This window comes from Streptomyces sp. PTY087I2 (genome assembly GCF_001687325.1).
Classification (GTDB): Bacteria; Actinomycetota; Actinomycetes; order Streptomycetales; family Streptomycetaceae; genus Streptomyces.
In genome coordinates this window covers 95,427-116,045 of the sequence record NZ_LZRD01000025.1, presented here as the reverse complement: position 1 = coordinate 116,045, position 20,619 = coordinate 95,427, and the positions used below count along the sequence as shown (strand labels likewise).

16 protein-coding genes, 1 tRNA gene and 1 pseudogene are annotated in these 20,619 nt (G+C 73.1%); 7 read left to right on the top strand and 11 right to left on the bottom strand.

Features of this window, described 5'->3' with window-relative positions; genetic code table 11:
• Window positions 1-14 precede the first annotated feature (14 nt).
• Window positions 15-1,256 (top strand): M6 family metalloprotease domain-containing protein, encoded by a 1,242-nt coding sequence (locus A3Q37_RS26800; RefSeq protein ID WP_065488187.1) that lies wholly within the window; start codon window positions 15-17, stop codon window positions 1,254-1,256.
• Window positions 1,257-1,331: 75 nt separating this feature from the next.
• Here A3Q37_RS26800 and A3Q37_RS26795 read toward each other — a convergent pair.
• The 7 genes and pseudogenes from A3Q37_RS26795 to A3Q37_RS26765 all read right to left on the bottom strand — a co-directional run bounded on the left by A3Q37_RS26795 (window position 1,332) and on the right by A3Q37_RS26765 (window position 8,071).
• Window positions 1,332-1,405: transfer RNA gene (locus tag A3Q37_RS26795), tRNA-Lys, on the bottom strand.
• Entirely contained in the window at window positions 1,396-2,094 is a 699-nt protein-coding gene (locus A3Q37_RS26790; protein ID WP_065488186.1) for a bifunctional DNA primase/polymerase, read from the bottom strand. Before A3Q37_RS26790 ends, A3Q37_RS26795 begins: the two co-directional genes overlap by 10 nt.
• Window positions 2,095-2,408: 314 nt before the next feature.
• Window positions 2,409-2,750 carry a hypothetical protein gene (locus tag A3Q37_RS26785; protein WP_010062808.1) on the bottom strand — a complete coding sequence of 114 codons (342 nt, stop codon included), beginning with the start codon at window positions 2,748-2,750 and terminating at the stop codon, window positions 2,409-2,411.
• 107 nt (window positions 2,751-2,857) lie between these two features.
• Entirely contained in the window at window positions 2,858-4,192 is a 1,335-nt protein-coding gene (locus tag A3Q37_RS26780; RefSeq protein WP_065488185.1) for an AAA domain-containing protein, read from the bottom strand.
• Window positions 4,193-4,217: 25 nt separating this feature from the next.
• A complete protein-coding gene (locus tag A3Q37_RS26775; RefSeq protein ID WP_065488184.1) occupies window positions 4,218-5,897 on the bottom strand; it encodes a hypothetical protein in 1,680 nt (559 codons plus the stop codon).
• Window positions 5,888-6,948 (bottom strand): annotated as a pseudogene (locus tag A3Q37_RS26770) (hypothetical protein). Before A3Q37_RS26770 ends, A3Q37_RS26775 begins: the two are co-directional and overlap by 10 nt.
• A gap of 118 nt (window positions 6,949-7,066) precedes the next feature.
• Window positions 7,067-8,071: a phosphatase PAP2 family protein gene (locus A3Q37_RS26765; RefSeq protein ID WP_065488183.1), complete on the bottom strand. Its 1,005-nt coding sequence runs from the start codon at window positions 8,069-8,071 to the stop codon at window positions 7,067-7,069.
• A gap of 244 nt (window positions 8,072-8,315) precedes the next feature.
• On the opposite strand from A3Q37_RS26765, the gene A3Q37_RS26760 reads away from it, so the two are divergent.
• The gene (locus A3Q37_RS26760; RefSeq protein ID WP_010062813.1) at window positions 8,316-8,912 is read left to right on the top strand and encodes a histidine phosphatase family protein; all 597 of its coding nucleotides are present in this window, start codon (window positions 8,316-8,318) and stop codon (window positions 8,910-8,912) included.
• Between the two features lie 317 nt (window positions 8,913-9,229).
• On the opposite strand, the gene A3Q37_RS26755 is transcribed toward A3Q37_RS26760, so the two are convergent.
• On the bottom strand, window positions 9,230-10,615 hold the full coding sequence (locus A3Q37_RS26755) for a transcriptional regulator (protein ID WP_065488182.1): 1,386 nt from the start codon (window positions 10,613-10,615) through the stop codon (window positions 9,230-9,232).
• A 289-nt stretch (window positions 10,616-10,904) separates the two neighbouring features.
• Between A3Q37_RS26755 and A3Q37_RS26750 the strand changes: the two genes are divergently transcribed.
• Window positions 10,905-11,315 carry a hypothetical protein gene (locus tag A3Q37_RS26750; protein WP_176711516.1) on the top strand — a complete coding sequence of 137 codons (411 nt, stop codon included), beginning with the start codon at window positions 10,905-10,907 and terminating at the stop codon, window positions 11,313-11,315.
• Window positions 11,316-11,402: 87 nt separating this feature from the next.
• Window positions 11,403-12,344, top strand: coding sequence for a spermidine synthase (locus A3Q37_RS26745; RefSeq protein ID WP_065488180.1), 942 nt, complete (start codon window positions 11,403-11,405; stop codon window positions 12,342-12,344).
• Window positions 12,345-12,359: 15 nt separating this feature from the next.
• On the opposite strand, the gene A3Q37_RS26740 is transcribed toward A3Q37_RS26745, so the two are convergent.
• Window positions 12,360-12,929 (bottom strand): hypothetical protein, encoded by a 570-nt coding sequence (locus A3Q37_RS26740; protein WP_065488179.1) that lies wholly within the window; start codon window positions 12,927-12,929, stop codon window positions 12,360-12,362.
• Window positions 12,930-13,160: 231 nt separating this feature from the next.
• Between A3Q37_RS26740 and A3Q37_RS26735 the strand changes: the two genes are divergently transcribed.
• Both A3Q37_RS26735 and A3Q37_RS26730 read left to right on the top strand, forming a co-directional pair.
• A complete protein-coding gene (locus tag A3Q37_RS26735; protein WP_065488178.1) occupies window positions 13,161-13,892 on the top strand; it encodes a response regulator transcription factor in 732 nt (243 codons plus the stop codon).
• Window positions 13,889-15,346, top strand: a complete 1,458-nt coding sequence (locus tag A3Q37_RS26730) for a HAMP domain-containing sensor histidine kinase (RefSeq protein ID WP_065488177.1) — start codon at window positions 13,889-13,891, stop codon at window positions 15,344-15,346. The genes A3Q37_RS26735 and A3Q37_RS26730 overlap by 4 nt, the downstream gene beginning before the upstream one ends.
• 201 nt (window positions 15,347-15,547) lie before the next feature.
• Here the strand turns inward: A3Q37_RS26730 and A3Q37_RS26725 are convergent, their stop codons facing one another.
• On the bottom strand, window positions 15,548-17,200 hold the full coding sequence (locus tag A3Q37_RS26725; RefSeq protein ID WP_065488176.1) for a bifunctional aspartate transaminase/aspartate 4-decarboxylase: 1,653 nt from the start codon (window positions 17,198-17,200) through the stop codon (window positions 15,548-15,550).
• Between the two features lie 46 nt (window positions 17,201-17,246).
• Complete coding sequence (gene aspT, locus A3Q37_RS26720) at window positions 17,247-18,923, bottom strand: aspartate-alanine antiporter (protein ID WP_065488175.1); 1,677 nt, start codon at window positions 18,921-18,923, stop codon at window positions 17,247-17,249.
• A 294-nt stretch (window positions 18,924-19,217) separates the two neighbouring features.
• On the opposite strand from aspT, the gene A3Q37_RS26715 reads away from it, so the two are divergent.
• Window positions 19,218-20,540 (top strand): ABC transporter substrate-binding protein, encoded by a 1,323-nt coding sequence (locus A3Q37_RS26715; RefSeq protein WP_065488174.1) that lies wholly within the window; start codon window positions 19,218-19,220, stop codon window positions 20,538-20,540.
• Window positions 20,541-20,619: the final 79 nt, after the last annotated feature.

Genomic DNA, 20,619 nt, shown 5'->3' with positions numbered 1-20,619 from the left:
ACCCGGAGGTCGATGTGCCGTGCCGTCGCGGACCCGGGGGAGACCAGCGGCCGCCCCTGCGCACTCTGGCCGCCGCCGCCACCTCCCTCCTGGCGCTCGCCGCCACGTCCCTCGTCGCGGGCCCCGCCGCGGCCGCCACGGGGGACGCCGCCCCCTGCGCGCTGCCCCGGACGGCGGCCCACCACTCGCTCGGCCTGAACACCTGGAACGCGGCCTACCCGCGCCCCGACCGGGGCCTCGACGCGGTCATGATCTTCCTGTCCTTCCCGGACTCCGAGCCCGTGCTCACCCCCGAGGTGCTCACCGCCGACCACTTCCCGGCCACCACCCGCTTCTTCGAGCGCGCCAGCTACGGCCGGTTCACCCTGCGCCCGCATCCGCAGCGGACCTGGACGCAGATGCCGCGCGACTCCACCTGGTACGCCATAGAGCGGGACTGGAACGCCGAGCGGCGCACCGCCTATCTGCGGGACGCCATCGCCGCCGCCGACCCGGAGGTGGACTTCTCCCGGTACGACGTCGTCTATCTGGTGGCCGACCCGGACGCCCCCGGCGTGGACTCCGACGCCACGAAGGTCGTCAACTTCGACCGGCCCCTGCGGGCCGACGGCAGCGACATCCGGCGCGTCGTCACGGTCTTCGAGCAGCACCCGCCCGACCGCAACGTCCTCGCCCACGAGACCGGGCACGTCTTCGACCTCGCCGACCTCTACCACCGGCCCACCGACGGCAAGGGTGACTGGGACACGTACGTCGGCGACTGGGACGTCATGGGCAGCCAGTTCGGCCTCGCCCCCGACCTGTTCGGCTGGCACAAGTGGAAGCTCGGCTGGCTCGGCGGCCGGCAGGTCGTCTGCGTCCAGGGCTCGGCCGACCTCACCCTGGAACCGGTCGCCGCCGCCCCGGTGCCCGGCGGCTCGATCGGGACCCGGCTCGCCGTCGTCCGTACGGGCTCCGACAGCGCCCTGGCCATCGAGGCCCGCAGTGCCACCGGCAACGACCGGGACACCTGCGCCGAGGGCATCCTGATCTACCGCGTCCGCAGCGAGACGGCCTCCGGCGGCGGGCCCGTCGAGGTCGTCGACACCCATCCGGAGACCGGGGCCTGCTGGGACCGCTCGGTCTACCCGCCACTGGCCGACGCCCCGCTCCGGGTCGGCGAGACCTTCACCGTCCCGGGCGCCGACACCCGCGTCGAGGTCGCCGACCGCACCCCGTCCGGCTCCTGGACGGTCCGGATCACCGCCGGAGTCTGAAGCCCTTTTGCCGGCGTCGCACCGGCGCCGCACGCGAAGAAGCCCCCCGCTTTCGCGAGGGGCTTCTTCCGTCTGTGCGCCGTCAGGGACTCGAACCCCGGACCCGCTGATTAAGAGTCAGCTGCTCTAACCAACTGAGCTAACGGCGCCTGGTGACGTCGTAGACATTAGCACCCGGATCCGTCCGAGGAAAAATCGACGGTGCGGCAGCCCGCGAGGTGGCGGACCGGCTCACCCGCACACACGCCCAGAGCAGCACATCGGGGCCCGGCAGCCAGGGGTTACGGGTGTCGGGGGCGACCACCCAGCGCGGTCCGCCGTCCGACGAAGCGCAGGTCAGCGGCGGTACGGTCACGGCGTCCCCGGTGCCGTGGCAGAGCAGTGGCGGCACCGGACCGCGCGCCTCCCCGGAGCCTCCGGGCTCCCCGGAACCGGCGGTTCCCCACTCCTCCCAGGCGAGCAGCGAGGGCAGCCGCTGGGCCGTGCCGGGGGCCGCGAACAGCAGCATCCGGCCCCGGTGCGTGGCGACCGGACCGGAGCCGGGGCCCTCGGCCCAGAGCCGCTCCAGCATCCGCCGCCCGAACAGCGCCGGTACGTTCACCACGTCGAAAGCGGAACCGCAGGGCAGCACCCCGGGGGCGGTGGGGCGCTCCTCCCACTGGGCGAGCGTGCTGCGCGGGTAGGGCGTCGCCCCGGCCAGCCAGGCGGCGCCGGCCGCCGTGACCTGGGCGGCCTGCGATCCGGACTGGTCCCGCAGCAGGGCGAAGATGTCGACGCCGTGGTGCGCGACGGCGGCACCGGCCTGCTGGGTCGTTGTGTCTTTCAGCCATGCGCTCATGGAGCAAGGTCTACCGGGAGTGACGGAACTGATTCCGAGAGTTGCCGGAAACCGGGACAGGCGAGGAGGGGGAGGGGTATCTTGCGCGCCGGAATATGCCACGGGACCTGACCCCCGGCCTGACGGCACAGCACCTGCCCCGGCCGCCTCACGGGTCACATCGGCCCCATGGCCCCCGCAGGCCCACGGGCTCCCGGGCCTATGCCGTCCGGCAGCCTCCGGGTCCGTCCCGTCCGGCAGCCTCTGGGGCCCGTCCCGTCCGGCAGCCTCCGGGGCCCGTCCCCGTACCGCAGGCTCCGGGCCCGCCCAGCGCGTCAGGCTCTCGGGGAGTCCAGCAGGGAGCGGCCGAACTCGATCATCTTCTTCGCGTAGTCCTCGGTCCACTCCGCGCGCTCCGCGACGTCCGCCGCGGTCAGCCGGTCGAACCGGCGCGGGTCGGCGAGCTGCGCCGCCGCCATCGCCTGGAACTCCACCGAGCGGTCCGTCGCCGCCCGGAAGGCCTGCGTCAGCTCGGTCGCCCGGGCCAGCAGCTCACGGGGGTCCTCCAGCGACTCCAGGTCGAAGAAGTGCTCCGGGTCCGCCGTGGCCTGAGACGGCTCGAAGAGCAGCGGCGCGGGGCGCAGCCGCTGCCGTTCGTTCCGCTCGGACTCTGTCATGTGCTGTTCCTCCCTCGCACGGCCAGGACGGCCACCCTCCATTGTCCAACCCCACGCAAGGGGGCCCCAGGGCCTGAGCTTCGCGGGGCCGGACACCTTCACCGGTTCTACGGTCTCCAGCGCACCCGGTGCTCCGCGAGGTGGGCCAGCACCGCGTGGTTGGCCTCCCAGCCGTCGGGGAACTTCACCGTGACGCCCAGCTGGACCGGCTCCGTGGACGGGTGCTCGTCCAGCAGGTCCGTCACCCCTTCCCGGCACACCACGACGCAGGCGTGCCGGTGCCGGGACGCCAGCACGCACAGGCGGCCCGTCTCCAGGTGGAAGGCCGTGGCGTCGGGGCGGCCCGACAGGGGGTGCAGGACCACCGTGACGTCGAACTCGCGGCCCTGGAGCCGGTTCGCCGTGTCGACCGCGACCCCCGTGACGCCCAGCTCCGCGAGCGCCGCCCGCACCGCGGCCGCCTGGTCCCGGTGGGCCGTGCCGACCGCCACCCGGTCCGCCGTCACCGGCACCGGCTCCTCGGCCCGCTCGCTGGTGGCGACGCCACCCCGGTCCAGCAGCCGCCGGACCACCAGGGCCACCGCCCGTACCGCCTCGGGGTCCGTACGCGGAGTGTGCCGGGCGGGCAGCTCCAGCAGCCCCCACCCGGACTCCGCCGCCTCGTCCAGCACCCGGTCCGGCCCCGACCCGTCCGACGCCACCCCGAACGAGAGCTTCCGGTCCCCGTGGCCCGTACCGCTGCGGAACGGCGTGTACGGGTAGAACGCGTCCGACACCAGCGGGGCCGCCGACGCCGGGAGCCGCCAGGAGACCGGCAGCCGGTGCTGCGGCAGCTCCGGATTGTGCGCGAGCAGCGTGGACACCGCGCTCGCCGAGGGGTCGTAGCTCAGCCCCGCCCACTGGTCCGCGCCCACGATCGAGAACGGGTCCAGCTGGCCCGGGTCCCCGACGAACAGCGCCCGCTCGAACAGCCCGGCCACGGCCAGCAGCGCGTCCGAACGCATCTGGTACGCCTCGTCGACGATCGCGTGCCCCCACGGCTCCACGTTCTTCACGTGCGCCCACTTGGCGGCCGTCGAGATCACCACGTCCAGCCCGGCCAGATCGGCGGCCTTCGCGGACTTGGTGACGTTGGCGAGGCCGTCGAGGACCTTGTCGTACGGGTCGGAGTCGCTGCTGTGCAGCCGCCCCACCGGCAGCTCCGGGTCCTTCTCCGCGAGCCGTACGACCAGATCGTCGACCTGGGCGTTCGTCTGCGCGATCACCATCAGCGGGTGCCCGGCGGCGGCCAGCTCCAGGGCCGCCCGGACCACCAGCGTCGACTTGCCCGCGCCCGGGGGCGAGTCCACGACGACGCCCCGGCTGCTGCCGTGCAGGGTGTCGTCGAGGATCGCGCCGGTCGCACGGGCCGCCGCCGCGCCCGGATCGAAGACGGTGCTCACGGAAGGTCCTCCCGGATGGCAGTGGTCACAGCAGGTCCTCCGGGGTCACGGGGTCGGGTTGCTCCGCACGCGTCGCGGCATCCGCGCCCGGCGGCCCGCCGTGGGTCCAGGGCGTCTCCTCCGGGTCCGGCAGCTTCGGCCCGCCGCGCTGGTCGTGCTCGAACAAGGTCCAGGCGATCCGCTCCCCGGCCTCCGGCACCGACCCGGGCGCGGGCTCCTTGCCCCGGCCCATCCGGTCCAGGACCCGCAGCACCAGCAGGACGTCGCCGTCGGCCGGGACTCCGCCGCCGTCGACCGTCGACCCGTTCGCATCGGCCGGGGCCGCGTCGTCGCCCGGGGTGTCCTCGGAGACGTACCGCACGAACTCCGCCGTCTGCGGCTTGCCCTCCAGCGAGCGGTAGACCTTCGTCCGCTCGCCCAGATGCGGCCGCTCGTCCGTGCGGACGGTGACCAGCGGGCGCGGCGAGGGCCGCTTCGACTCCGTGTACGTCATCTCCACGTCCGTCACCGTCGCGACGAACGCCTCGCCCGCGAGCCGCCGCCCCGCCAGCACCAGCGGATCGTCCAGAGCCTCCTGCGCCTCCAATTGGGCCTGGGCGGTCTCCCGGGAGGCCAGCTTCTGTGCCGCCGTCACCGCGTCGTCGCGGCGCGGCTGCGGCGGCTCGCCCGAGCGCACCCGGTCGCGGTGCGCGGTGAACGACCAGCGGTCCCGGGTCCAGCGGTCCTCGGCCCGGGACCCCTCCGGCAGCTCCCGCAGCAGGTCGAGACCGCGCCAGACCGCGTCCCAGGTCGGCAGCATGACCCGCGCCAGCAGCGAACGGATCTCCCGCTCGGCGCCGCTCAGCTCACCCAGGCGGGCATCCGCCGCCAGTCCGTCCTCGGCGGACGCGAGCGCGGTGCGCGCCCGGTCGTACCGCTCGATCGCCGGGGCGAGGAGCCGATTGTCGAAGTCCGGATCGGTCGCCGGACCGGCCGGCGGGCAGAGCAGTTGGCCCTCCCCGTCCCGGGCCAGCTCCGCCCGCAGCGCCGCCTCGGCCCCCGTGGAACCGGCCGGCGGGTCGATCCAGGACAGCAGCGCGCCCAGATGCTGGTCCTCCAGGCTGCTCTGCCCGGTCGCCCAGTGCCGGTTCAGCAGATCGGTGGCGGCCAGCAGGAGCGAGGAGCCGGGCACCCGGGCCCGCTCCCCGTAGTGCGTTAGCCAGCGGCCGAGCAGCGGCACCCGGGCCGGGGCCGGATACGGGGTGTCCGGATCGTCCTCGGCGGTACGGCGGAACCGCATGGACCGGCCCAGCAGCCGCACGAACTCGACGCCCGCCCGGCTCGGCACGATCAGCTGGCCCGCGTCCGTGCACAGCTCGACCTCGACCTTGGTCTTCCTGCCGGTCGCCGGATCGGTCTCGTTGCGCTCGGCGGGCTCGACGACGTCCGCGTACGCCTCGATGTGCGGCAGGACCGCCTCCGCCAGCTCGGCCAGGAACGCGAACCGCAGGTCCCGGTCGCGCGGCTGGGCGACGGCCAGCAGCCGGGGCGCCTCCCGGTCCGTGCCGACCAGCGCCCCGAGCGGGGCCCCGGCCTCACCGGCGGTGGTCAACGGGACCAGCACCAGCGGCCGGTCGGTCAGATGACGGTGGCGTACGGTCGCGAGCGGCTGGGCGCGGCCGGTGTCGACGGCCTCCAGCCGGGCCAGGGTGGTGATCAGCGACATGCGGCCGCACCTTCCGGACCGTCCGACGCCCCGGCGCTCGCGACGGCGACGGCTTCCCGCGCCCCGGCGCCCGCGGCCGAGGCGGCTTCCCGCGCCCCGGCCCGCAGGTGGGCGGCGCTCTCCAGGGCCTCGGCCCGCAGCGCGGCGGCCCGGCGCAGCGCCGCGACCGTCGGGCGGGATCGCCCTCCTTGCCCGCGGCGGCGGCCAGCACCCCGGCCACCGTCGTCAGCCCGCCCAGCTCACCGCGCACACTCCGGCCCAGCGTCTCCACCGCCCCCTCGGCCCGGGACTTCGCCCGGCAGTGGAAGGCCAGCTCGCAGGCGGCCAGGCACTCCGGGGCGTACGCCGGGGGCACCGCCGCCACGGCCGCGTCCAGCTCATCCGACGGGCACGCCGGGTCGAACGTCGTCCCCTCCGGCAGCTCCGCCGCGATGTCCTCGATCCGGGTCAGCCGGGTCAGCTGCCGCCGGGTCACCGCGCGCTGCTTGCGTACGTCCACGACGGAGGCGGTCGGCAGGTTCGAGAAGTCCTTGGGGCAGACCAGCAGCACCCGCTGCCCGACCTCGGCACCCTCCGTGACCGCCGCGACCCGCTCCAGCGCCAGCACGTACACCGCGGCCTGCCGGGCGGCGGCGCCGACCTTCGACGCGTCGGCGGAGGCGTCGATCATGGGAAACGACTTGATCTCGACGACCGTCCACCGGCCGTCGGGGTGCACGACCACCGCGTCCGGCTCCAGATAGGCGGGGGAGCCCGCCACCTCCAGGGCCAGCATCGGATGGTCCAGCAGCGCCCAGCCACCCGCCGCCGTGGCCTCCCGCAGGGCGAGCGCGGTCCGTGCGGCCCGGCCCTCAGGACCGGCTGCGCTCAGATCGGGCGTGGCGACGTCCGGGCCGGGAGCGGGGGAGGAGCCGCCCAAACGCTCGTACAGCAGACGCAGCAGCTCCGCGCCGCCGTCGGCCTTGACCTTCGCCTCGAAGGCGTTGCCCCGCATGAAGGCGAACTGGGACTGCCCGAAGGGGGCGGGTGAGCCGAGCGCGGTGGCCAGCACGCCCTTGTCGACCCCGGCGCCGTCCAGCAGGGCCCGCCGCTTGCAGCCGGGGTTGGCGGCGAGGGCGGCCAGGGCTCTGGCGTCGAGCGGATGCGGTGCGACGGACGGGCCGCGCAGCTCAGCGAGCCGCTGCCGGAGCGTCGTCGCTCGCGTCCGCGTCGGCGGCGTCTCTGGCTGCCGCGCCGCCGACTGCCGTGCCGGGGGGATCTGCGGAGGTGGTCCGCTGGCCGGGGATTCGCTCACCCGTGGAAGTCTTGCACCCGGCACTGACATCCGGGGACACGGTCGCCGGAATCGCCGCGGCGGCGGTGCTCGCGCCGCCCTGCTTCCGGCCGCCGATGAGGCCGCCGGGGAGGACGCCGGCCAGCCGCGCCTTGACCCCGTCGGCGAACCGGATGACCGGCTTCACCAGCAGGGCCCCGACGCCCATCACGGCCGCGCCCGCGACGGCGTCCAGGAAGTAGTGGTTGGCGGTGCCCATCACGACGATCGTGGTGATCAGCGGATAGGCGATTCCCGCCGCGCGTATGAGTGGGTGACGGCCGTGCCGCCACAGCAGGATCCCGCACCACAGCGACCAGCCGACGTGCAGGCTCGGCATCGCCGCGTACTGGTTGGTCATCCCGCTCAGCCCGCGCGGCGCGCTCGCCCCCGCGCCCCACCAGCCGTACGCGCTGTACTGCGCCATCGTGTCGACGAAGCCGTGGCTCGCGTCCAGCAGCCGGGGCGGGCAGGTCGGCACCAGCGTGAAGCCGACCAGACCCAGCAGCGTGGAGTTCATCAGCCAGACCCGGGCCGCCCGGTACGCCGCCGACCTGCGCCGGAACATCCATATGAGGACGGCCGGGGTGACCACGTAGTGCAGGGAGGCGTACGCGAAGTCGGCGGGTATGCCGAGGGACGGGGTGCTGGTGAAGAGACGGTTCAGCGGGTGCTCGGCGTTGAGGTACAGCGCCTGTTCGAGGCGCAGGATCGCCAGGCCGTGGTCGACGGCCGTCGACACATCGCCGCGCACCAGGAGGCGGCCCACGGAATACAGCGCGTACACCACCGCGATCAGTGGCAGTTCCGTCCACCAGCGAGGCCGATGACCGGTCGCGGGCGGCGCGGTGGCGTGCGGCATCCGGTAGCTCTCCCCATGTTCATGCGGCCGACGAAGAACGTTCAACCGTACGGCGGCACCGTGCCACCGCATCCCCCGGGGGTCCCCTTCCGGACGTCCCGTACGCGGCGGTCCCCCCTGTGGCCCTGGTCCATGGCCGGGGGGACTGCTCAGAAAGGGACGCCCATCAGGGCCGGGAGGTTGCCTGGCGGGGCTGTACGGGATGATGGAAGAACCCAGCACCAGCGTTTCAGGGAGAGCCTTCATGGCACCGCGCATCCTGCTCGCCCGGCACGGCCAGACCCAGTGGTCGGTCCGGGGCAACCACACCGGCAGGACGGACATCCCGCTCCTGGACAGCGGGCGCGAGGGCGCGAAGCTGCTCGGGGAGCGGCTGCACCGGGCGCCGTGGGCGGGGCTGCCCGGCGTCGAGGTCCGCACCAGCCCGCTGGTCCGGGCCGCCGAGACCTGCGAGCTCGCGGGGTTCGGGGAGCGGGCGGAGCGGTGGGACGCGCTGATGGAGTGGGACTACGGGGCGTACGAGGGGCTGACCCCGGCGGAGATCAAGGCGGACCGGCCGGACTGGCTGATCTGGCGGGACGGGGTTCCCGGCGGGGAGTCCGTCGCCGATGTCACCGCCCGCGCGGACGAGATCGTCGCGTGGGCGCGGTCTGCGGACCGGGACGTGCTGGTCTTCGCCCACGGCCACATTCTGCGGGCGCTGGGGGCGCGCTGGCTCGGCGAGGACCTGTCCTTCGGCGCGCGGATCCGCCTGGAGCCGACGTCGTTGTCGGTCCTGGGCTGGGCGTACGGCCTGCCGGCAGTGGAACGCTGGAACGACACGGGCCACCTGGACCGGTGACTTCGCGGGGTGCCCGCACCTCTTGCGCCTGCACCCGCCCTTTCAGCCCGCCCGCGCCACATCCAGCCCGTCCGGCGCTTGAGGACGGAACCCTTCGCCCGGTGGGCGGGAACTTCGCGGACCCCGGGGCGGGGGAGACCCTGATGCGCACCCGGGAAGGTGCTCAACGGTTCCGTCCTCAAACGCCGGACGGGCTGGGTTTGCGCACCCGGGAACGGGCTGAACGGTTCCGTCCTCGAACGCCGGACGGGCTGGGTTTGCGCGCCCCGGAGCGGGCTGTAGGGGGCGCCGCTCGACGGGCTGAAAGGGGTGCCGGTCTACGGGCTTGATTCGTGGCGGGTCAGGAACGACGTCACCTCTGGCGTTCCGGCCCGAGGGGCCAGCGCTCGCGCCGCCCCCGCCAACATCCCCCGGATCCGCGACGACTGCACCCGGGTCAGCAGGTCCAGCACCTGGTGACCCGTCGCCGCCGCCTCGTCCGCCCGGCCCGCACGGGCCAGGTCACCCGTGAGCTGCGCCCGGTACAGGGCGAGGTTCCGGGTGAAGTGCGCGTCCTGGAGCAGCACCGCCCGCCGCCCGTGCCGCGCCGCCCGGGACCAGTCGCCCAGCGCCGACCAGCACTGCGCCTCCAGCAGCTCCAGCTCCGCCTCGCGGAAGAAGCTCATCCACTCGGGGTCACCGGACGCGGGCCCCCGGTCGAACGCCGCCCGGGCCCGCCCGATCGCCCGGTCGCACCCCGTACGGTCACCGAGCCCCGCCCGGCCCCCCGCCTCCCGCAGCGCGAGCAGCGCCAGCAGCCGGGGCGAGCCCAGCGTGCGGGCGGCCCGCTGGCCGGCCTCCGCCGCCCGGACCGCCTCGCGCGGCCGCCCCGCGTCCCGGGCCAGGAACGACGTGTTGCAGAACGCGTGCGCCTCAAGCCCCGCGTCCCCCGCAAGCCGCGCCGTCGCCAGCGCCTCCGCGTAGTGCGAGCGGGCGTCGTCGAAGCGGCCCGAGTCATGGGCCAGCCACCCCACCGAGATGGCCAGCTCACCCGCGCCCGCGTGCAGCCGGTCCGAGGTGGCGCGCCGCGCGGTGCTCCCCGCGTCCAGCAGCTCGTACGCCGCGCGCAGCGGCTGCGCGGCCCGCCGGTAGAGCCCGTCACCGCCGTGCCGGTCGTCCAGCAGCCGGATCTGCCGTACGGCCTTCTCGACGGCGGCCACCTCCGCCTCGCCGACCCGGCGCTGCGTGGGCAGAGAGATCCGGGCGGCGGAGGCGGGCGCCCCGCCGAGACCCAGGGAAGCGGCCGCCACCGTGGCGGTGCCGCTCGTCATGAACACGCGACGCAGCACGTCGCTCTCCTCGGGGATGTCGTCGGTATCGGTGTCGCGGGGCGACGGGGCGGCCGGGGATGCGGCCGTGGGCGGACACGGAGGCGGGGGTTCCGACACGACCCGGGCGCCCCGTCCCCGTACGCTCTCGCGGGCCGAGAACCCCAGATCGGTCAGGGACGCCCCGGGGAACATGTGCAGGAAGACGCGTTCGTAGGCGTAGTTGGGGCAGCGGATCTCCCCGGACTCCACGCGTCCGATGTACCGGGCGTCGCACGCGACCTGCTCCCCGATCTCCCGGGCCGCTCTGCGGACGGCCGCCGCGAACTCCCCGGCGGAGCGCTGTCCGCGCAGCTGACGGAAGGCGAGGTTGGGAACTGCCCCTGTCGACGCCATGCCGGCCCCTCTCTGGTGCAGCCGGGGGTCGTGCCACCCGGCGTCCCCGGGCCTCCCCGGATCTCTCCGGCCTCCCCGGAGTTCCGGTGTCCCGGCGGAGCAAGAACGTACCTGCTGTGATGGTCCGCACACACAGCGTTTCGTTGCGAAACCGGTCATACCACCCGTGATCCGCCATGAACTGCCACCCTTTGCGGCGGTGTGCGCCCGTAGCCCTTGACGCACCCGCGGCGTTGGTCCATGTGGAGACGGAGTGTGGCTCCGTTCGGCGATGAGAGGAGGGGTTCCCTTGTTGCACCTCGGCAGGGAGACCGGCTCACGGACGACCGCGACGACCCCCGCCCCGGCGGACCCGCCCCTGGACCTCGTCACGGTCCCGGCCCGGCAGGGCCTGGAGGCCGTCGACATCCTCCGCCGCGGCGGCGACCAGGAGGCCGTCGGCCCGGTCCTGCACGACGGGGCCTGCGCCACCCTCGGCTTCCTCGTGCCGCCGGGCACCGCCGACGGCTGGGACGTACCCGGCAGCGCCTGTACGCGGACCGACGGCCGCGGGCTGCGCATCCCCGCCGAGCCGCCGGCCTCCGGATCCGGCTGGCTGCTCCCGCCCGCCGAGGACGCCCCGGTCACCGACCCGGCCGTGCTCCGCGCCGCCCTCGACCAGGCGGCCCGCCTGATCGAGGCCGCGGACAGCTGCCGCTGAGCCCATAATGGCCGGACGCGCGGAACACCTCCGCGCATCTCCGCCAGGCCGGCGCCCCCGGGCCCCCACCAGCAAGGACCAGCGAACGTGGCACGTCGAGGAACGCCGGGCCGGGGCAAGGGGAAGGGCGCGGACAGCGCGAAGGCCAAGGGCCGTCCGGAACGCCCGGGCTCCGGGCGCGGCCGAGGTGAGCGCGAGGCCGTCTCCCGGTCGGTCGGCGGTGGCGTCGCCGAGCTTCTGCCCGACCGCGAGCGCCCGCGCGGCTGGACGCTCCTGATCGACAACGCCCCGCAGTCCCACGTGGACCTCGACGACCCCACGTACCTCTCGTTCGCCTACCAGCGCCGCCTCGGCCACATCATCGACCTCGCCGCACCCCCGCTCCAGCCGCTGCACGTCCTGCACCTGGGCGGCGGCGCGTTCACCCTCGCCCGGTACACCGCCGCCACCCGTCCCCGCTCCACCCAGCAGATCGTCGAACTCGACGCGCCCCTCGTCCAGTTCGTCCGCGACCACCTCCCGCTGGACCCCCAGGCCCGCGTCCGGGTCCGGGCGGCCGACGCCCGCGAAGGGCTCGGCAGATTTCCCGACGGCTGGGCGGACCTGGTCATCGCGGACGTGTTCAGCGGCGCCCGTACCCCCGCCCACCTGACCTCCGCCGAATTCCTCGGCGAGGTACGCCGGGTGCTGAAGCCCGAGGGGCGCTACGCCGCCAACCTCGCCGACGGCCCCCCGCTCGCCCATCTGCGCGGCCAGGTCGCCACCGCCGCCGCCGTCTTCCCCGAACTGGCGCTGGCCGCCGACCCGGTGGTGTGGCGCGGTCGCCGCTTCGGCAACGCGGTCCTGCTCGCCTCCGCCCTGCCGCTCCCGGTCGCCGAGTTCACCCGGCGGGTGGCGAGCGATCCGCACCCCGGCCGCGTCGAACACGGCCGTGCGCTCACCGACTTCACCGGCGGCGCGGCCGTCGTCACCGACGCGGCGGCCAAGCCGTCGCCCGCGCCTCCGCCGTCCGTCTTCGAGAACCCCTGATCAGTCCATCAAGGACTACGGTTCGACGATCTGCACCGTCGGCGGCGTCCCGTTCCAGGTGCAGAACACCGAGTACGTCGTGCCGTCCTTCCCGCCCCCGTCGCTGAAGTCCACCCGGATCCAGGCGTCGTTCTTCCACACCTGCATCGACCAGCCCGGCTCGGGCGTCGCCGAGACGAGCTTCGCCGAGTCGGCGCCCAGCTCGAACACCACCCGCCCGCCATCGGTCCGATAGCCCTTCACCTGGCCCGAAGCCTCCGCCGGAGCCGTCCCCGCGGGCGGCTTCGCCGAGGCCGACGGCGTACGCGACGGGCTCGGGGGCGAATCCGAGGGGCGCGCGTCGCCGGTGCTCGGCGAGGCGGAGGCGGACGGGGAGGGCGACGTCCGGTGCGTCGAGGAGACGAGCGGTGCCTCGGTGCTCTGCCCGATGCGCTGAGGAGCCCCCGCGCCCACCGAGATCGGCACGGCGCGGGGCGGGTCGTACGCCGTCCCCGTCATGACCGTGTGCACACCCCACCACGAGAGCGTGACCGCCGCGCCGGTGGCGAGCGACCACGCCAGCGTGTGTACGAGTCCTCGTTGCATCGGGCACATCCTGCACCACCCGGCCCGCTCCTGGAACCGCACAGTCCGCTCCGACTCCCCGAAGGGCCCGCTCCGGCTCCCGCGGAAAGCCCGCTCCGGCTCCCCCGAAGACCTGCCCCGGGCCGCCTCGAATCCGCCCGTGTCGACGGGGCAAACGCCCTTCTCCGGCCTTTGCGGAGGATTCCGACGGGGCCGGGACCGGGCCCCTCGCCATGGCGTACGGTGCCGCCCATGGCAAGTGTGCTCGTGGTCGAGGACGACCAGTTCGTACGTTCCGCCCTCATCCGGCACCTCAGTGAGGCCTCCCACACGGTACGGAGCGTGGGCACCGCGCTCGAAGCGCTGCGCGAGGTCGCGCACTTCCGCTTCGACGTGGTCATCCTCGACCTCGGGCTGCCCGACCTCGACGGCTCGGAGGCGCTGAAGATGCTGCGGTCCATCACCGACGTCCCCGTCATCATCGCCACCGCCCGCGACGACGAGAGCGAGATCGTCCGGCTGCTCAACGACGGCGCCGACGACTACCTGACGAAACCGTTCTCCGTCGAGCATCTCTCCGCCCGGATGGCCGCCGTGCTCCGCCGCTCGCGCGCCGCCGGGGGCGAGGCGCCGCCGCCCCGGGTCATCCGCGTCGGCGGGCTCTCCATCGACCCGCTGCGCCGCAGCGCCGAGCTGGACGGGGCCGAACTCGACCTGACCCGCCGCGAGTTCGACCTGCTCACCTTTCTGGCCGGGCGGCCCGGCGTGGTCGTCGCCCGCAAGGAGCTGCTGGCCGAGGTCTGGCAGCAGTCCTACGGCGACGACCAGACCATCGACGTCCATCTGTCCTGGCTGCGCCGCAAGCTCGGCGAGACCGCGGCCCGCCCGCGCTATCTGCACACCCTGCGCGGCGTCGGCGTGAAGCTCCAGCCGCCGGCCGACGCCCCGGACGCCGGTGCGCCGGTCACGGAGCCGCCCGCATGAGATGGGCCCTGGTCAAGGTCTGCCTGGCGGTCACCGCGATGGTCGTCATCGCCTTCGCCGTACCGCTCGGGCTCGTCATCCGGGAGATGGCCAGCGACCGGGCCTTCTCCGATGCGGAGCGCCAGGCCGGGACGATCGCCCCGACCCTCTCCATCACCACCGACCGCGAGGAGCTGACCCGGGCCGTCCTGTCCACCGAACCGGGCGACCGGGGCCACCTCGCCGTCCACGTCCCGGCCCCCGAGCAGGCGGCGGACGGAGCCGAGGGCGAGGCGCTGGACATCGGCACCCGGCGCGCCACCCCCAAGGACGTCGAGACCGTGCGCAAGGCCGGGCGGGCCTCCATCACCGAGGTCACCGGCGGGTTCGCGCTCCTCCAGCCGACCGCGCTGAGCACCGGCGAGATCGCCGTCGTCGAGGTGTTCGTCCCCGAGGGCGAGGTCTCCAACGGGGTCGCCACCGCCTGGCTGATGCTGGCGGGCGTCGGCGTCGCCCTGATCGTCGGCTCGGTCGCGGTCGCCGACCGGCTCGGCGTACGGATGGTGCAGCCCGCCCAGCGCCTCGCCGGGGCCGCCCAGGACCTGGGGGAGGGGCGCCTGGGCACCCGGGTCCCCGAGGAGGGGCCCACCGAACTGCGGTCCGCCGCCATCGCGTTCAACTCCATGGCCGACCAGGTCGTCCAGCTCCTGGCCAACGAGCGCGAGCTCGCCGCCGACCTCTCGCACCGGCTGCGCACCCCGCTCACCGTGCTCCGGCTGAACGCCGCGTCCCTCGGCGAGGGCCCGGCGGCCGAACAGACCCGGGCGGCGGTCCAGCAGCTGGAGCACGAGGTCGACACGATCATCCGCACCGCCCGCGAACAGCGCCCGCAGACCCAGGGTGTGCAGACGGGGGCGGGCTGCGACGCCTCCGAGGTGATCCGCGAACGCATGGGCTTCTGGTCGGCGCTCGCGGAGGACGAGGGCCGCGAGGTGCGCCTCGCGGGAGTCGACCGTACGGTACGGATCCCCGTCGCCCGCCCCGAACTGGCAGCCGCACTGGACGCGTTGCTCGGCAACGTCTTCCGCCACACCCCCGAGGGCACCGCCTTCGCCGTCGACGTCCACCACAGCGGCGACGCGGTCATCGTGCTCGTCTCCGACGCGGGACCGGGCATCGACGACCCCAAGGCGGCCCTCGCCCGGGGCGCCAGCGGGCGGGACGGGGCGAGCGGCTCCGTCGGCTCCACCGGACTCGGCCTGGACATCGTGCGCCGGGTCGCCGAGTCCACCGGCGGCGACCTGCGCATCGGCCGGTCCGTCCTCGGCGGCACCGAGGTCCGGATCTGGATCGGCCTGCACGGCGACCGCCCCGAGCGCGGCCGGCGCGGCCACGGCCGCCGGGTGGGCCGCCGGATCGGGTGGCGGGAACGGAAGGAGGCCCGGACCACGACCGGCCCGGGGGCCCAGCATTAACCCGCTCCGATGCGTCCCTTAAGCGGAACCTAAGAACACCCACCCCTGTCCGTAACGCCCGCTTCGCCCGTTGCGCAGGCGCTAGCGTTCTTCATGAAGCAACCCCGGGACGTCGTCGAACCCCCACCTTCCCCGGGGCCCCCACGTCGGCCCCCGCCGCCACCGTTCGCCCCGGTGGCGGTGGGGACACCGGCTCCCGTGTCACCCGGTCCGCGCCCGCCACTCCTCCGCGTACGCGTCGAAGATCGCCCGCAGATGGTGGCCGATCTTCAGATAGTCCAGGTCGTCCAGGTTGGCCAGCGACACCCGCACCGACCACTCCGGGCCGTCGAAGCCGCCGCCGTTCAGCAGCACCACCGAGGTCTGCTCGGCCAGCCGGAACAGCGGGTCGACCGGCTCGTAGTTCTGCTCCAGGAAGTCGGCGAACGGCTTCCCGTGGACCCGCTCCGCCTCGGCCAGCAGATCCAGTTCGATGTAGTACGCCGCCCGCTTCGGATCCTCCGAGATCTTCATGTGCGCGCCCTCCAGCAGGAGTTCGAGCCGCTGCCGCACGATCGCCCGGATCCGGTGCTTGTACGCCTGCCCCTCGTCCAGCATGTCGAAGAGCGAGAACAGCGCCATCATCACCTGCTGCGGCAGCGACAGCCCCGCCGTGTGGTTCAGCGCGACCTGCCGGGAGTCCGCCACCATCCGGTCGATGAACCGCATCTTCTCCGGCTCCAACGTCAGTGATCCGTAACGCCTGTTGAGCCGGTCCTTCTGCTCCTGGTCCTGCTCCGCCAGCATCGCGTCGATCACGTTGTCGTCGTGCAGCGCGATCACCCCGAGCCGCCAGCCGGTCGCCCCGTAGTGCTTGGAGTAGGAGTAGACGAGGAGAGTGTTGCGCGGCAGGTCGGCCGCGAGCGAGCGGAAGCCCTCGACGAACGTCCCGTACACATCGTCCGTCACGACGATCAGGTGGGGGTTGTGCTCGCTCACGATGGACACGATCTGCTCGGAGACCCGTGAAGAGAGCGCCAGCGAGGGCGGGTTGCTCGGATTCACGCAGCAGACCAGCTTGATCGAGGGGTCCGCGAGCTTGGCGATCTCCTCCTCCGGGTAGCGCCACTGCCGCACCCCGGTCTCGGTGAACAGGCTCGCCTCCACGTGCACCACGTCGAAGCCGTACGTGTCCAGCTCCGGGATCTCCAGATACGGGGTGAACACCGGCACCATCAGGGCGATCCGGTCGCCCTTCTCCAGGATCCCGTTCTTCATCAGCGAGTCGAAGATGTAGCACATCGCCGCCGTGCCGCCCTCGGTCGCGAACAGGCTCAGCGTCTGCCCCTCCGGCGGCCGGTGGTCGAACATCTCGTCCGCGACATAGCCGCGCACGATCTCCTCGGTGTGGTGCAGGATCCGGTCCGGCACCGGGTAGTTGTCGCCGATCGAGGAGTCCGCCAGCTCGTGCAGGAACGCCTCCCGGTCGAAGCCGAACCGCTTCACCGCCAGATCGACGCTCGCCTTCAGCAGCTCGATACCCGGCAGCTCCGGATGCGTACGGACGAAGTGGTCGAAGCGCTCCGCACACCCGGCCTGCTCCGGCATGCCGCCCAGGTTGTCGGCCGTCCAGACCCGCCGGGACTCCGCGATCGCGAAGTAGCCGAGCGCGTGGTACGCCTCGCGGGGGCCGGTGGCGACCCAGTTCGGGTTGCCGCGACCGGCGTTGAGCATGGCCCGGGTCGTCTTCCCCTTCTGACCCGGCCGGTCGCTCTGCGCGTCCGTGGCGATCCGGATGAACGTGTCCTTCAGCTCGAAGGGGGAGAGCTGGGCGTAGGACCGGATCTCTTCACGGCTGAGGCGGGTCTTCGGCATGGCGGTGTCCGTTCCGTACGGGTCGGGGGCGCGAAGGGCGGTCACGTCAGGCCCCCAGGACGCCGACCAGGATGGGCCCGGTCAGCGGCAGCAGGAAGTTGGAGAGCGTGTACGTGATCGTGTAGCCGAGCAGCGGGACGGAGCTCTGGGCCACCTGGGTGATGGAGGTGATCGCCGGGGTCGAGCACTGCTGGCCGGCGATGGCGCCGATCAGGAGCGGCTTCTCGATCTTCAGCAGCTTGGTCCCGACGATCAGCGAGATCGTCGCCGGGACCAGCACCATGGCGATGCCCGCGAACGGCAGCAGCGCCCCGTACTCCTTCAGCAGCGGCCAGGCCTGCGGGCCCGCCGCCAGTCCCGTACAGGCGATGAAGACGGCCAGACCCATGTCCTTGAGCGTGGTCGCGGCCTGCGGCGGGAACGCCCCGAAGGTCTGGCTGCGGGAGCGGAACCAGCCGAAGACCAGCCCCGAGATCAGACAGCCGCCGCCGGTGCCGAGCGACATCGGGACATCGCCGAGCTTGACGACGATCTGACCGAGCAGCGAGCCCGCCACGATGCCGAAGCCGAGGTAGATGAAGTCGGTGGCGTCGTTCTTGACCACCGCGCCGAGCTTGGCGACCAGCCGGTTCAGTCCGCCGCGGGCGCCGACCAGGGTGAGGACGTCGCCCCGGGCGAGGACCGTCTCCCCGCTGGCGGGCAGATGCTGGTCGTTGCGGAGCACATCGGTGATGTACACGCCGTCCTTGCGGAACTCCGGGTGCCGCTTCTCCAGCCGGTCGATGGTCGCGCCGATCGTCTCCTTCTCGGTGACGGCGACCTGGCTGGTGGCCAGGGGGGTGTCGAGCCCCGGTACGGCCGGGGTCTCCGGGCCGATCTCCCGGCCCGCGTCGATGATCGCCGCCCGCTCCCCGACCACCTGGACGAGATCGCTGAGCGTCAGCTCCAGACCGGGGGAGGGCGTCAGCAGCTTGCTGCCGCGCTTGACCCCCTCGACGGTGATCCGGCCGCCCATGGCGCTCTGGAGATCACCGACGGTCCGGCCGTCCGCCCGCGTCACCAGATACGTACGGCCGACCATGGAGGGCAGCGCCTCGCGCTCGTCGGACTCCAGCCCGGCCTGCCCGCCGCGCATCTTCTCCCACAGCTCGCGCGAGGCGTCCGCCAGGTTGATGCGCAGCAGCATCGGCATGATCTGGCTGGTGAACAGCACGATGGTGATCAGGCCGAAGAGGTAGCAGACCGTGTAGGCGGTGGCCACATGCCCCTGGTACTGGGTGATCTGCTCCGAGGTCAGGTCGCTGAGCTTCCCGATCGCCTCGGTGGCCGTGCCCACGACGGCGGACTCGGTGGCCGCCCCGGCCAGGATTCCGGAGGCCGTGCCCACGTCCAGGTCGAAGGCCTTGGCGAGCCCGAAGGCGATGCCGAGGACGCAGACCAGCTCGATCAGGCAGAGCGTGAAGAAGCGCAGGCTCTTGCGGTTGAGGTTGGCGAAGAACTGCGGCCCGGCCAGGTAGCCGAGCGAGAAGATGAACAGCGCGAAGAAGACCGTCTTGACGTCGTCGTCGACGCTGACGTGCCGGGTGCCGATCAGCAGCGACACGATCAGGGTGCCGCAGATACCGCCGAGCGTGATCGGGCCGACGCGGAGCTTGCCGACGAGATAGCCGGCCGCGAGGCAGAAGAAGAGAGCCAGTTCGGGATGGTCGCGCAGGACGCCCATCCCGCCTCACTCACCGGGGCTGGGGTCGGCGACCAGGGCGATCGAAAGGTGCATAAGGGAGAAATTAACAGGGGTGGTGTGCACCGGCACCTCGCCCGGCCCGGAGTCGCCTCCGTTCACCTTCCGACGGGAGGGTCGCCCGAGACCCCCTCCGTGACGCGCCGGACATCCCTCGGCAACGGAATCGTCTTCAACTCTTGACACCCACCCCCTTGAGGCAGGAACCTTCCGGCAACGATGCATGGGAGCGCTCCCATGCGCCATTGCCGGACCCCCGGAACAAGGAGCAGTGGAATGCGCATCACCCGCAGCGTTGCCGGTCGACGCCACAGAACCGCCCTCGTGGCCACCACGGGCCTCACGGTCACGGCCCTCCTCCTCACCGGATGCGGCGGCTCGTCCGACTCGGACAAGGGAGCCGACGCGAACGGCAACATCACCCTGACCGTCGCCGACTTCGGGCAGTTCGGTTACAAGGAGGCCGGGCTCTTCGAGAAGTACCACGAGCTGAACCCGAAGATCACGGTCAAGGAGGACACCACCGCCGAGGAGAAGAACTACTACCCCAAGCTCCTCCAGCAGCTGAACTCCGGCAGCGGTCTCGCCGACGTCCAGGGCATCGAGGTCGGCCGGATCAAGGAGATCGTCGACACCAAGGCGGACTCCTTCGCCGACCTCTCCAAGGTCATCGGTGTGGACGAGTGGGTCTCCTGGAAGGCGAAGCAGGCCACCGCCCCCAGCGGCGCGGTCATCGGCGCGGGCACCGACATAGGCCCCATGTCCCTCTGCTACAACCGCGAACTGTTCGAGAAGGCCGGGCTGCCCACCGAACGCGACGAGGTCGCGAAGCTGACCGAGGGCGGCTGGGAGGCCTACCTCGCCCTCGGCGAGCAGTACAAGAAGAAGGCCCCCTCCGGCACGTACTTCATGGACTCCGCGAGCGCCATGTTCAACGCCGTGGTCAGTTCCAGCCCCGAGCAGTACTACGACGCGAGCGGCAAGCCGGTCTACAAGGAGAGCGCCAGCGTCCAGAAGGGCTGGGACCTCGCCGCCCAGGCCGCGTCCAAGAAGCTGACGCAGGGCCTGGCCCAGTTCGAGGACCAGTGGCAGGCGGCCCTGCGCAAGAGCACCGTGGCCACCGTCGTCTGCCCCGCCTGGATGGCCGGCCAGATCTCCACGTACGCCGGTGACGCCAACAAGGGCAAGTGGGACATCACCAGCGCCCCCGGCAACACCTCCGCCAACTGGGGCGGCTCCTTCCTCGCCGTCCCCAAGTCCGGGAAGAACGTGGACGAGGCCGCCAAGCTCGTCAAGTGGCTGACCGCCCCCGAGCAGCAGGCCGCCGTCTTCAAGGCGATCGGCGTCTTCCCGTCCAACCAGGGCGCCTACGAGCTGCCCGACGTGAAGAACGCGACCCTGCCGTACTTCAACAACGCCCCCATCGGCCAGATCTACGCCGACGGCGCGAAGTCCATCCCCGAGGCGGTCCTCGGCCCGAAGGACGGCGTGATCAAGGACTCCATCTCCACCCAGATCAACAACATGGAGCAGCGCGGCACCAGCCCCGACAAGGCCTGGGACGCGGCCGTCCGGACGATCGACAAGGCCATCGGCTGACCCCGGTCCGCCCTCCGGGGCGGGCGGCGGCCGCCCCGCCGCCGCCCGCCCCGGCCCCGCCCGACTCCCCAGCCGCACC